We start from the raw sequence: 13,208 nt of genomic DNA on the forward strand, positions 1-13,208 counted from the left end.
CTTACAGTGCTAATTTCAGGCTCGGCGTATGCGTCTGGCACTGGTTACGCTATAGGCACAAATTCAACGGCGAATGGGCCGGGCAGTTATGCCACCTCAATAAATGGTGTTGCCACAGGGCATAATGCGATTGCGACAGGCGAGGGAATGAGCCGTGAACAATTTACTGAACGCCGTAAAGCAGTGGAAGACATTGAACGCCAACTAGGCGAAAAACAGAATGAAATCAGTACCATTGATGCTCAAATTTCCTCTGTTCAAAGCCTGATTGATAGTATTGAACGCCGTATTACGGATATCAACCAACGCCAAGCGGAAGTTGCTTATTTGGTTGAGCAACGCACAATCCTTCAAAACCAACGTGATGACGCTCAAACCAGACTAGCTGAACAGCAAAACCAATTACAACAAGCGAATAATGCTTATAACCGCTTATCAAAAGATAGTAGCGGCAATAGTATTTATGTTAATTATGATAATGTATTTAAACAATTAGATTGGAAAAAATTAGATAATCCATTAGGTGGGGGGAGAGATGAATTAACGGCTGATCTTAAGGCAATTATAGAAGCGGATTTCCCTGAATTCAAAGGTGGTTTTATAGATTCGCAATATAGAGAATTAATTGATGGCTATGTTGCTAGAAATGCAACAGCAAAGGTGACTGCTAAATATTTACATAAGTTAATAAACGATGATATGGGGGAGCTGATAAATGATCAATACGTTGTCGATAAGTTTCTTAGGAGTGTATTTTTAAAACCAGAGATATATAGAGAAATTTTCCAAAGTACAGATGATATTAAAACCCCAGATAAGTTACCAATATTTTACCAAGGACAATATTTGGGAGGATTAGCTGATAGTATTCTGAAAGAAGAAAAAAATCATATAGATATAGAAAAACATAAGAAAGAGTTTAATTCGCTACTTTATTTCTTTTTTTCAGCAAAAAAGAATGGCTCAAATGCTAATAATATATTGAACAATATACTGATTAATATAATCAAAGATAGGAACAATTATAAGGATTATCAGCATTATGCGGAAGCTACAAAGTTAGTTCCAAGACTACCTCCATTAAGTAAAAAGTATGATAAGGAGTATTATTCAAGTATATTTACTGATATGATTGATAAATCTAGAGTTGACTCTATTTTAAAAGGAGTATGGGTAGATGATGCACTTAATTTTAATATAGCTTTAAAAGACTTTGTTACTCATATAGATTATTCTCATGATAATTGGTGGTTTGATTTAAATGACTATAAGTTAAAGATGGATAGGGTTATAGAATTTAATAATGCTCTTGAAGATTTTGTAAACTTACAGAAACAGTTAAAACAAGAGTTATCTAAGCCTTTAAATGAGCAAAATAAAATAGAAATAGATAGAATTAATAACGTCATCTTAGAGAAGAAAAATTTTATAGAGAAAGAAAAAAATAATCCTGAAAATTATTTTGATTCTTTTACTATAAAATATAAAAATAAAATTATTGAAAACGAATTCAGTAAAGTCCAGCCCATAATGGAGGAGTTATATAATCAAACCAGAGACCATATTCGGACATACGATGAAAATAATCCAGTAATAAAAGCAACAAGAGACAAATCGCAAGAATTAAAGCAAGTAGTAACAGATGCTCAAAATAAAATAAATCGCACACAGAATGATATTAATCGGCTGATTAATGATATTGCCCGTTTAGGCTTATCACCTGATGATGAAACTCTGGCAGATCGTAAACAAGAACAAGAGCAATTATTAACTCAGCGTAGAGCTGAACTGGAAAAGCAAAACCAAGATCTTGCTACTAAACAAGCGGAATTAGCGCAGTTAAACCAACAGTTAGCGAATTCACCGATTAAAAATATCGGTAAAAATTCGCTCGCAGAAGGTGCAAATGCGTTTGCCTCAGGTGAAAACGCGATTGCGTATGGGGCAAATACCTTAGCCACAGGTAACAATGCGGTAGCCTTAGGCAATGAAGCTCAAGCCACAGCTGAAAACGCAGTCGCATTTGGCAGCAATGCAATGGCTAAAGGCATAAACTCGGTTGCGTTAGGTGCAGGTTCTTTAGCAGTTAGCGAGAATGAGGTTTCGGTGGGCGTGGGTGAAAATGATTTAGGTAAAGCTAAATTTACCCGAAAAATCACGAATGTTACCGCAGGCAAGGCAGATACAGATGCGGTAAACGTTTCACAACTGAAAGAAGTGAAAGGCGCGGTTGTTGAAGTGGAAAAACAAATCCAAGTGGTGGATACAAAAATAGACACTGAAATTAGCAATGTAAACACCCGTATTGATGGCGTTGCTCAAAAAGTGGATACGGAAATTGGCAAAGTAAACACTCGCATTGATGGTGTTGACCAAAAAGTGGATACGGAAATTAGCAAAGTAAACACTCGCATTGATGGTGTTGCTCAAAAAGTGGATACGGAAATTGGCAATGTAAACACCCGTATTGACGGTGTAGCCGAAAAAGTAAATATTCGAATTGATGGCGTTGCTCAAAAAGTGGATGCGGAAATTAGCAAAGTAAACACTCGTATTGATGGTGTTGACCAAAAAGTGGATACGGAAATTGGCAAAGTAAACACTCGAATTGATGGCGTTGCCCAAAAAGTGGATGCTGAAATTGGTAAAGTGAAGGACAAAATAGCCTCAGAAGTAGGGAAAGTAGACACGAAAGCGAACAATCTTGCGAAGGTGCTAGGTGCGAGTGTAACCGCAGACGGGTTGGTAGAGGTGGAATACAACTACTACCAAGCAGGCGAGAAGAAGACGGTAAGGGATGTCAAATCGGCGTTGTCAGGCATATCGGAAAATAGCAAGCACGTTGATGATGAAATCAAGAAAGTCAATGGTAAGTTAACCCGTGTGGCAGAGATATTAGGTGCGACGGTGACGACAGATGGTTTACTGACAGCGGAATACGACTACTACGAGAAAGGGCAGAAGAAGACGACGAATAATGTGAAAACGGCGTTAAATGCAGCGGCTCAAAATACGAAATATGTTTCTGTAAATAGCACAGGCAATAGTGCGAAGGCAGAGGGTGCGGAGAGTGTTGCAATCGGTGCTAATAGTGTCGCGAAAGGCAGCAATAGCGTTGCAGTAGGCGCTGGTTCGGTGGCGATGAGCGACAATGAATTCTCGGTAGGTAATGCCAATGTTACACGCCGAATCACGCATGTGGCAGAGGGGGTATCGGAGACCGATGCGGTTAATATGGGGCAATTTACCCGAGGGATGAATGCGTTAGGGGGGCAAGTGAATCAGTTAGAGAACAAGATAGCCCGCACAGAAAAGCGGATGAGTTCAGGGATTGCTGGGGCGTATGCGGCGGCAAGTTTAATCAATGCACCGGGTGCAGGAGACAGTATGTTATCGGTCGGTACAGGCACCTTTAATGGGGCAACGGCAGTGGCATTGGGGTATTCAAGAGTATCAGATAATGGTAAAGTATCGCTGAAATTGATAGGCTCAGCGAGCAATAAAGGCGATGTAGGCGGAGGGGCATCAGTTGGATTTAAATTCTAATTGATGTGCAAAGAAGTCTGTATATAATACCGCTTGTAAGCAATCAAAGGAGAGAAAGATTGCTTACAAGCGTCTTTTTTTAAATGAAATAACAGGAATTGAGGTTAAAGATGAAGTATTTAAGAAAAGCGGTCATCAGCGCGTTATTAGCGTATGGTATCACGAGCAATGTGTTTGCTGGCGAGGTAGACAAATCGGCACAGTTTAAGCGTTATGAACAAGCCAAATTAAAGTTAACGTATGAAGGTGAGGTGGGTAATTTATTACAATTACTGGCGAACCGTTTAGGCGTGGGTTATCTCACATACAAAATAGACTTTAAGAAGCCAGTGAGCATCAAGAGCGGAGAGTTCATAAGGGTATCGGATTTATTAGATAATATTGAATCACAGGTGCCTGATTTAGAGATAAAATTTGAACGTATAGGTGAGAATATATTTATCAATGCGGTAAGCCACAAAGAGCCGTTAAAATTAAGGAATGAGGAATTTGTGAGCGAAGTGATATTTGAAGATAGCACAAATACAACAAATAGCACAGATAGTACAAATAGTACAAATAGTAAAAGTGAGGTAGGAGAAGTTATCTTTGAAGAGACGGAGTCTAAAGAGTTAAAGAAAGCGCCAACCCAAGCTATTCAAGCCGCTCAAGAGGTGAGCGAAGTAAAAAAGCCGTAGAAGCTGATATAACAGCGAAAAAGGAAGAGACAAAAGAGATAAGTCAGGAAGAGAAGGGATTGAATGAGCTTGTGGCAAGGGCGACAGATGAAGGGTTGCTGTCGAAATACAAGCGAAAGAAAGCGCCGAAATACAAATTAAGCAAGAAAGAGTTTGATGGATTGGAATCGGTGAAGGTAACGCCGATAGGGACATTTTTGATATTTAATCAAGAGATGGACGTGTCAGATTTTGATGTGAAAGGGAAGTTTGAACGAATGGAGAAGCACGGAAATTTGATAGCGATATCTCACGAGAAGGTGTCGGCACCGAAATGGATAACGGTGGAATTTGGGGGTAAGAAGTTAGTACTTAGTCGAAGTAATAAGTAATAAAGTGATGAGATAACGCCTCTTTTTGTGAAAAGAAAAGAGGCGTTATGTTTATGTTTGATTTTTCATTGTTTATTTTTTCTATTTAAATTTGGATTTATAGGCTTCGCTATTGATCCATAAATGATCGGGTTCCCAAGTGAATTTCCATTGGCGAACTGGGCCTGCCATTACATTGAGATAATAGTTGTTATAACCAGCAATAGTCGCTACAGGATGATAGCCCTTTGGCACCTTGACCACATTTTTGTCATACACTGCCATACATTCATCAAGCGTTCTGTCGTCGGTATAAACCCGTTGTAGAGCAAAACCTTGCGGTGGATCGAAACGGTGGTAGTAAGTCTCTTCTAAATAAGTTTCTTGTTCGGAGTTTTTGTTATCGTGCTTATGGCTTGGATAAGAGCTGGTATTGCCTTCATCCGTGAAAACTTCGACCACGAGTAGGCTGTCTGCTGGCTCGGTTTCAGGAAGAATGTTATGTACTAAGCGTTGATTATTGCCCACGCCACGTTTTTCAACACCCACATCATTTGGGGTTATCAGACGTATAGGATAGTTACCTTGGCTTGGTGCTTTGCACACTGCAAGCTCTAATTGACCGCTTGTTTCCACTTTTACTTGTTTGCGTGGCGGAACATAGACTGAATAAGGCGGGATTTTTTCAAACGGGCTAGTGCGGTTGCCGATATTTTCAAAACGATGTTCATCAACAAACACTGAACCTTTACCTGCTATTAAAACAAGACAAAGCTCATTTTCGCCACTCTCTAATGTAATAGATTGATTCTCTAACTGGTAAGCTGCAAAGCCAACATATTCCCAGTTAGCATTTTGCGGTGTGATATCCTGAATTAAACCGTTTGGCTGTGCCTGGGGTTTAGAAAGTAAAACGCTCATAATATCTCCTGTGTATATTCATAAGATCGATAATCTACTATAACTCAGATGATCGTTTTTGGGGATAAGCAATCTTCAAAGTTGTTATCCAGATCACAAAAATGAAATAAATTTTTCATTTTTGTTCTATTTGTATTGATATTTTCTATTTTTGGGAGTAATTTATGGGCTGTATTTTGTCTATCCTCGATTCATAATCTGATAAGGAGTTTTCAATGAGCCAATTTGTGCAAAACTTTATTAATGGTGCAACGGTTGAAAGCCAAAGCCAACGCATTACTTCTGTATTTAATCCAGCAACGGGTGAAGAAACAAAAAAAGTGAAATTAAGTACTGCTACCGAAGTAGATTTAGCGATTGCTGCAGCTGATGTTGCATTCAAGAGCTGGTCTCAGCAATCTCCACTTCGTCGTGCTAGAATTTTATTTAAATTCAAAGAGTTACTTGAAGTAAATTTTGATGAATTAGCTCGTCTTATTAGTGCTGAACACGGTAAAGTTTATTCTGATGCTATCGGTGAATTAACACGTGGTTTAGAGGTTGTGGAATTTGCAACGGGTATTCCACATTTACAAAAAGGTGAATTTTCAGCGAATGCAGGGCGTGGTATCGACATTCACTCAATTCAACAGCCATTAGGTGTGGTAGCTGGTATTACGCCGTTTAATTTCCCAGCAATGGTGCCGATGTGGATGTTTCCTGTTGCTCTTGCTTGTGGTAATACCTTTGTTTTAAAACCTTCTGAAAAAGATCCAAGTGTTTCTATTCGTTTAGCGGAATTACTAAAAGAAGCCGGTTTACCTGATGGTGTATTTAACGTTGTACAAGGTGACAAAGAAGCGGTAGATATTCTTTTAACTGATCCTCGTATTCAAGCGGTCAGTTTTGTCGGTTCAACAGCAATTGCTCAATATATTTACGAAAAAGGCTCAGCAAATGGTAAACGTGTTCAAGCCTTAGGTGGTGCTAAAAACCACGCGTTGATTATGCCAGATGCGGATGTACAAAATACGGTAAATGCTTTACTTGGTGCGGCATTCGGTGCAGCAGGTGAGCGTTGTATGGCGTTATCGGTTGCAGTGATCGTGGGCAATGAGTTGGCGGATAAAATTGTTGAAGAGCTGATTCCAAAAGTGAAAGCGCTAAAAATTGGTGCAGGCTTATTACCAGAAGGTCAAACCGAGAACGATATGGGACCTGTGATTTCAAAAGAACATAAAGCAAAAATTGAAGGCTATATCGATCAAGGTGTGGCACAAGGGGCGAAACTTTGTGTTGATGGTCGTGGCTACAAAGTGTCAGGACACGAGAATGGTTATTTTGTTGGCGGTACGTTATTTGATAACGTCACCCCTGAAATGACGATTTGGAAAGAAGAGATATTCGGACCAGTGTTGTCCGTGGTGCGTGTAAAAGATTACGCCGAAGGTATGGCGATTATCAATAGCCACCAATACGGCAACGGCAGTGCGATCTTCACCGCAGATGGCGATTCTGCCCGTCAATTTACCCAAGATGTACAAGCCGGTATGGTGGGCGTGAATATCCCAATTCCAGTGCCGATGGCATTTCATTGTTTTGGTGGTTGGAAAGCCTCTATTTTCGGACCACTTAATGTATATGGTACAGATGGTGTACGTTTTTATACTCGTATGAAAACCATCACAACCCGTTGGCCAGACAGCAGTGTTCGCAGCCAAGCTGCATTTAATTTCCCAACTTTATAATAAGTATTCTTCCTTTTTGAGTATTTGGCGGTGAGAAATCACCGCTTTTTTTGTGCTCTCTATCAGCTAAATAATAAGGGAGATAAGCGGTCAAATTTCCCCAATTTTTTGCAAAAAATGCTTCTATTCTGCCCGCTTGCAATGCCCGATTTGTTCTAAAACGAGAAATTTAGGGCAAAAGTGTGATCTGATTAACAAAATTGAAACAAAGTTGTTGGAGCGAAAAATTCCGAATGCTATATTTCATTTTGAAAAATTTATTTCATTTATTAATGTTTTTGAAATGAAACTTCATTTTTCCTTCTAAGTTTGAAGTAAAGTTGGCAATTTCTTGCCACCAATTCCCATCTAACAAGAGGATTTTTATGATGAATAAGCGTTTGAAATTTGCATTAAGTGCTTTAACACTGGGCCTAGCGATAAGCAGCTTTGCCAAAGATGAATTGGTTGTGTTTAGCTTACCGAATTTATCCAGCCCATTTGAAGTGCAGCTCCAAAAAGTAGCGTTGGAAACGGGTAAAAAACTGGACGTGAAACTGCAAGTGTTAGACGGTCAGAGCTCTTCAACCAAACAGGCGTCTGACTTAGAAAATGCGATTACTCGTGGTGCAAAAGGTGTGATCATTTCGCCAAATGATGTGAATGCAATTTCAGCTGCGGTGGAAGAAATTATTGCTGAGAAAATTCCAGCGGCAACGCTTGACCGTAAAGTGGAAAGCAGTAAACCAGTTCCACACTTTGGTGCGAACAACTACACTGGTGGCCAAGAAGTAGCGAAAGCGGTGAAAGCAAAATACCCAGAGGGTGCGAAAGTGATTTTATTAACTGGTCAGCCAGGTTCAACATCAAACATTGAGCGTACCAAAGGGATTCGTGATGAGTTAGCGGCGGGTGACGGTAAATACAAAATTGTCGTCGATCAAACTGGTAACTGGTTACGTTCAGAAGGCTTACGTATTGTAGAAAGCGTATTGCCAACTTTAAAAGAAAAACCAGATGTGATTATTTCAGCGAATGATGATATGGCGCTAGGTGCGATTGAAGCATTACGCAGTCAAGGCTTAAAAGCAGGTGAAGTCTTAGTGACTGGCTTTGATGCGACCCCAGAAGCACTTGCTCGTGTGAAAGATGGCTGGTTATTCTTAACTGCTGACCAACGTCCAGGCTTTGCAGTATCGAACGCATTAGAGCAAGTAGTTGGCAATATTCGTGATAATAAAGAAGTGAGCGGTGCAGACTATCCGCCGAAAATTATTCTGAAAGAGAACCTGCAAGAAGCAGAACGCTTTGCAGAAGTGAGTGAATAATTTTTTTGCCTCCTCACAGACGTGAGGAGGTGTTTTTAACGGAGGTTGTATGTCTTTTACTCCTTTACTTGAAGTTCGAGATTTGAAAAAAAGTTTCTCCGGTGTGATGGCACTCAACGGCGTGAAACTGACCGTAGGGCAAGGTGAAGTTCACGCTCTACTCGGCGAAAATGGTGCGGGTAAATCCACTTTATTAAAAGCGCTTTCTGGAGCTCAGCCGCAAACCAGTGGCGAGATTATTTTTAATGGTGAAACACTGAGTTTAAATGACTCCCCGTTTGATCGTCAGCTCAAAGGCATTGTGACAATTTACCAAGAATTCAATTTGCTGCCGAATATGACGGTGGCGGAAAATTTCTTCTTAGGAAGAGAGCCAACTAACGGCTTGTTTGTTAATGAAAAAGCTGTGAATGACGAAGCACAAATGGTGCTAGATAATCTTGGCTTAAACATCAAACCCGATACCCAAGTTTCTCGTTTAAGTGTTGCACAACAACAGATGGTTGAAATTGCCCGAGCAATGACCCTAAACGCCAAGCTGATTATTATGGATGAACCGTCCGCTGCTCTTAGTGATAAAGAGGTGGAAACCCTTCACCAAATCGTGCGTGATCTGAAAAGCCGTGGCATTAGCGTTATTTACGTCACCCATCGTCTCAACGAAGTTTTTGCATTGTGCGACCGCTTTACCGTTTTCCAAGATGGGCGTTATTCGGGCGAGGGTGAAGTAAAGAATGTGAATGTTGATGACATTATTCGAATGATGGTGGGGCGTGAAGTGGCATTTACTCGCCGTCCGCCAGAAGAAACTCATCATACCCATCGCCCAGTTCGTTTAGCTGTGAAAAATCTCCACCGTGAAAAACCAGCACTTGACCCACACGGCATTGCTTTACACGGTGTCTCTTTCAACATTCACGAAGGTGAAGTGTTGGGCATTGCAGGCTTGGTGGGGGCTGGGCGTACCGAAATCGCTCGCTGCTTATTCGGTGTGGAAAGCTACACCGCCGATGAAATCAGCCTAGACGGCAAGCCGTATGCAGCAAGCTCCCCGCTTGATGCGTTAGAAAAAGGCGTGGCACTGGTGCCAGAAGACCGTAAAAAAGAGGGCTTAGTGTTAGGTTTGCCGATCAAAACCAATATGACCTTGCCGATCTTAGGTAAATTGCTCAAAGGTAACCTGTTCGTTGATGATAAACGGGAAGATGATCTGATCGAAACTTACCGCCAAGCGTTACGCATCAAAATGGCAAGTAGAGAACTGGAAGCTCGCAAGCTCTCGGGTGGTAATCAGCAGAAAGTGATTTTGGCTCGCTGTATGGCACTCAATCCGAAGGTGTTGATCGTCGATGAACCGACACGAGGAATTGACGTAGGAGCGAAATCGGAAGTGCATCAAGTCTTATTTGATATGGCAAAACAGGGCGTGGCAGTGCTGGTAATTTCTTCCGATCTCCCAGAAATTATGGCGATTTCCGACCGAATTATTACCTTATCCGAAGGTCGTGTGACAGGCGAAATTCACGGCGATGAGGCAACCGAAGAAAAATTAATGTCAATGATGGCTGTCGGTGTTCAGCGTGAGCACGCAGCGTAAGCGAGGTTTGTATGACAACACAATTTTTGAAAAACCTAGGAATGGTTGATGATAAAGGAAAAATTGATTTTATCGCCTTCTTTGAGCGTTTTGGTGTACTGATTTTCTTAATTCTATTAGTGATTTTCTTCACTATACAAAACAGTGCATTTTTATCGCAACGCAATATCTATAACGTTTTAACTGAAGTGTCGATTTTCGGCATTATGGCGGTGGGAATGACCTTCGTCATCTTAACCGCAGGTATAGATCTTTCTGTTGGTTCGATTTTAGCAGTGACAGCAATGTTTGCCGCCTACATTATCAAAGGCGATAATACCGTTACGGTGGAAGCTGGTGCGTGGGGCGGAATGAGCTGGCTGATTGGCTTGATGATATGTTTAGGTTTAGGGACGTTGATTGGCTGGCTGCACGGCTTAGGTGTCACTAAACTCAAGCTCCCACCATTTATCATCACCCTTGGCGGTATGACAATTTGGCGTGGTTTAACTTTAGTACTGAACAACGGCTCACCAATCGCTGGTTTTGATGAAGGCTACCGCTGGTGGGGACGTGGTGATATTTTAGGCTTACCAGTTCCAGTCATCATCTTCGCTGTTGTAGCAATTATTGGTTACTTCGCTTTACACAAAACACGCTGGGGACGCTACGTCTATTCCGTGGGTGGCAACCCAGAAGCGGCTCACCTTGCTGGGGTGAATATCAACCGCACGTTAGTGAGTGTGTATGTGGTGATCGGTGCATTGGCAGGTTTAGCGGGCTTTATCCTCTCCGCCCGTTTAGGCAGTGCAGAATCTGTGGCTGGCGTCTCTTTTGAGTTACGTGTCATTGCCTCGGTGGTTATCGGTGGAACCTCCTTAATGGGTGGCTATGGGCGTGTCACTGGCACGATCTTCGGCTCAATTATTATGGGCGTGTTGATTAACGGCTTGGTACTGATGGATGTTTCAGCCTACTACCAACAAATCATTATGGGCTTAATCATTATCCTCGCCGTTGCCTTCGACACTTATGCGAAGAGCAGAAGAGGGGCGTTATAACCCATCACGCAAGCGGTCTGATTTCGTAAAAAAGTTGCAAAAACAGACCGCTTGTTTGTTTTTATTGATGTAAGATTCTGCCTCCGATTTCGGAGGCAGAATGTCATTTCTCTGTGTTAAGGAATTAACTATGAAAACCATCAAAATCGGCTTAATCGGCACGGGCTATATCGGTCGCTGCCACGCTATTGCTTACGCACAAGCACCCACACTTTTCCCTCTCAAAGGCAAACTGCAACTCGAATATCTCGCCGAAATTAACCAAGAACTTGCTGAACAGAAAGCCCTAGAATTTGGTTTTAACCGAGCCACGGGCGATTGGCGAAAACTAGTAGCTGATCCGAATGTCGATGTGGTTGATATCTGTACCCCAAATTTCTTGCACAAAGAAATTGCCCTTGAAGCGATTAAACACGGCAAACACGTCTATTCCGAAAAACCGCTCGCCTTGACCGCCGCCGATGCCAAAGAGATGGTCGAGGCGGCGAAAAAAGCGGGGGTAAAAACCTTAGTCGGCTTCAACTACATCAAAAACCCAACTACCCAACTGGCTCGCCAAATTATCCAAAACGGCGAAATCGGCGAGGTGGTGCATTTCTACGGCACGCACAACGAAGACTATCTCGCCAGTCCAAACACCCCGATTGACTGGCACTGCTACAAAGCCAAAGCGGGCTTAGGCACGCTCGGCGACTTGGCGGCACACATCGTGAGTATGGCTCACTATTTAGTCGGCGAAGAGATTGTGAGCGTGGTCGGCGATATGCAAACCGTGATCACCGAACGCCCAAATCCACACAATTTGGCGGAAAAAGTGAAGGTCGAAAACGAAGACCAAGCCACCGCCATCGTCCGTTTTGCCAACGGCGTTATGGGTACGATTGAAAGTTCCCGCATCGCCTGCGGACGCAAAATGGGGCTCACCTATGTGGTTACGGGAACCAAAGGCTCGCTCAGCTACACCCAAGAACGAATGGCGGAACTGAAACTCTACCTGCACGATGACGACAAACCTCGCCAAGGCTTCAAAACCATTCTCGTCGGACCTGAACACCCAGACTATGCTGCCTTCTGCATCAGTGCAGGCCACGGCATCGGCTTTAACGATCAAAAAGCAGTGGAAATCCGAGATCTGATCAACGGCATCACAGCCGATGACCGAATGTTCCCTGATTTTGAAGAAGGCTACAAAATCTCTCGCGTGCTAGAGGCGATTGCGAAGTCTGCAGAAGAAAAACGGTGGGTGGAAGTGGAAGAAGTTTAGTAAGTTACAATTATTCCATTAAAATATAAGCGTATCTCAACTTGGTTGATGGGGTACGCTTTTTATATATATTAAAGGAAAAATTATGAACTCAATTAAAGAATTTTTTAGCACAAAAAATAGTCCTATTAATGTCCTTATGCAAACAGAATGGTTCTTGGGATTTATACTTCTTGTTACTTATCTTGATGCTTATTTCCAACTTGTTTATCAAGTACCTATTTATATTGCTATAAAACAAAGAGAAATTTACTTCACTAATGCTATTGATTACATTGCAGCGATTTTCTTTTTCTCAATTACGTTTACTGCACTATTTACAATAATACGCTTTTTACATATTTTTATTCTTTCAGGCCTGCTTAATAAAATCGGTTGCAAGACTTATGAAATACCAAAACTTGAAGATATACACAAATATGAGCTACTTTCAACATTAAAAAGAAGAGCTGCTAGAGAGAATAATACTGAACTAAGAAAGTATTGTGAAAGTGAGGAAGAAAGGATCAGAACTAGAATATCAATATCTCGTCGCTTTTTAGGTATCGTTCTTTTTACTATTATTCATATTTATTTTGCAGAGGGATGGGGTAACTATCCTTTGGTGATAGAGTTTATTTTTGAATATCTTGGGACTCAACCAGAAAATTTTAAATTTTTTGTTTATATTGCGTTAAGTCTTTTAGCTGTGTCTATCTTTTATTTATTTGAACAATCGATAAAAATCGAAAGTAATTATATTTATTTCCCAAAGGATAATACATAAAACATAAGCGGTC

General features: G+C 41.4%; 10 protein-coding genes. 9 read left to right on the forward strand and 1 reads right to left on the reverse strand.

Annotated elements, in window-relative coordinates; all coding sequences use genetic code 11:
- The first annotated feature begins 6 nt into the window (after positions 1-6).
- The 3 genes from HV560_RS03050 (at position 7) to HV560_RS03060 (ending at position 4,594) form a co-directional block, all read left to right on the forward strand.
- On the forward strand, positions 7-3,546 hold the full coding sequence (locus HV560_RS03050; RefSeq protein ID WP_238348728.1) for a YadA-like family protein: 3,540 nt from the start codon (positions 7-9) through the stop codon (positions 3,544-3,546).
- Positions 3,547-3,656: 110 nt separating this feature from the next.
- Positions 3,657-4,223 carry a hypothetical protein gene (locus HV560_RS03055; RefSeq protein ID WP_176812122.1) on the forward strand — a complete coding sequence of 189 codons (567 nt, stop codon included), beginning with the start codon at positions 3,657-3,659 and terminating at the stop codon, positions 4,221-4,223.
- Between the two features lie 71 nt (positions 4,224-4,294).
- The gene (locus HV560_RS03060) at positions 4,295-4,594 is read left to right on the forward strand and encodes a hypothetical protein (RefSeq protein WP_176812123.1); all 300 of its coding nucleotides are present in this window, start codon (positions 4,295-4,297) and stop codon (positions 4,592-4,594) included.
- An 81-nt stretch (positions 4,595-4,675) separates the two neighbouring features.
- On the opposite strand, the gene iolB is transcribed toward HV560_RS03060, so the two are convergent.
- Positions 4,676-5,494: a 5-deoxy-glucuronate isomerase gene (gene iolB / locus HV560_RS03065; RefSeq protein ID WP_159628924.1), complete on the reverse strand. Its 819-nt coding sequence runs from the start codon at positions 5,492-5,494 to the stop codon at positions 4,676-4,678.
- 215 nt (positions 5,495-5,709) lie between these two features.
- On the opposite strand from iolB, the gene HV560_RS03070 reads away from it, so the two are divergent.
- The 6 genes from HV560_RS03070 to HV560_RS10335 all read left to right on the forward strand — a co-directional run bounded on the left by HV560_RS03070 (position 5,710) and on the right by HV560_RS10335 (position 13,195).
- Entirely contained in the window at positions 5,710-7,221 is a 1,512-nt protein-coding gene (locus tag HV560_RS03070) for a CoA-acylating methylmalonate-semialdehyde dehydrogenase (RefSeq protein WP_159628925.1), read from the forward strand.
- A 365-nt stretch (positions 7,222-7,586) separates the two neighbouring features.
- Positions 7,587-8,528: a sugar ABC transporter substrate-binding protein gene (locus tag HV560_RS03075; RefSeq protein WP_236650871.1), complete on the forward strand. Its 942-nt coding sequence runs from the start codon at positions 7,587-7,589 to the stop codon at positions 8,526-8,528.
- A 49-nt stretch (positions 8,529-8,577) separates the two neighbouring features.
- Positions 8,578-10,125 (forward strand): sugar ABC transporter ATP-binding protein, encoded by a 1,548-nt coding sequence (locus HV560_RS03080; protein ID WP_159628926.1) that lies wholly within the window; start codon positions 8,578-8,580, stop codon positions 10,123-10,125.
- An 11-nt stretch (positions 10,126-10,136) separates the two neighbouring features.
- Entirely contained in the window at positions 10,137-11,165 is a 1,029-nt protein-coding gene (locus HV560_RS03085) for an ABC transporter permease (protein ID WP_176812124.1), read from the forward strand.
- A gap of 130 nt (positions 11,166-11,295) precedes the next feature.
- The gene (locus HV560_RS03090) at positions 11,296-12,429 is read left to right on the forward strand and encodes a Gfo/Idh/MocA family protein (protein ID WP_176812125.1); all 1,134 of its coding nucleotides are present in this window, start codon (positions 11,296-11,298) and stop codon (positions 12,427-12,429) included.
- Between the two features lie 85 nt (positions 12,430-12,514).
- Entirely contained in the window at positions 12,515-13,195 is a 681-nt protein-coding gene (locus tag HV560_RS10335) for a hypothetical protein (protein ID WP_236650870.1), read from the forward strand.
- Positions 13,196-13,208 lie beyond the last annotated feature (13 nt).

This window comes from Mannheimia pernigra, from assembly GCF_013377995.1.
Classification (GTDB): Bacteria; Pseudomonadota; Gammaproteobacteria; order Enterobacterales; family Pasteurellaceae; genus Mannheimia; species Mannheimia pernigra.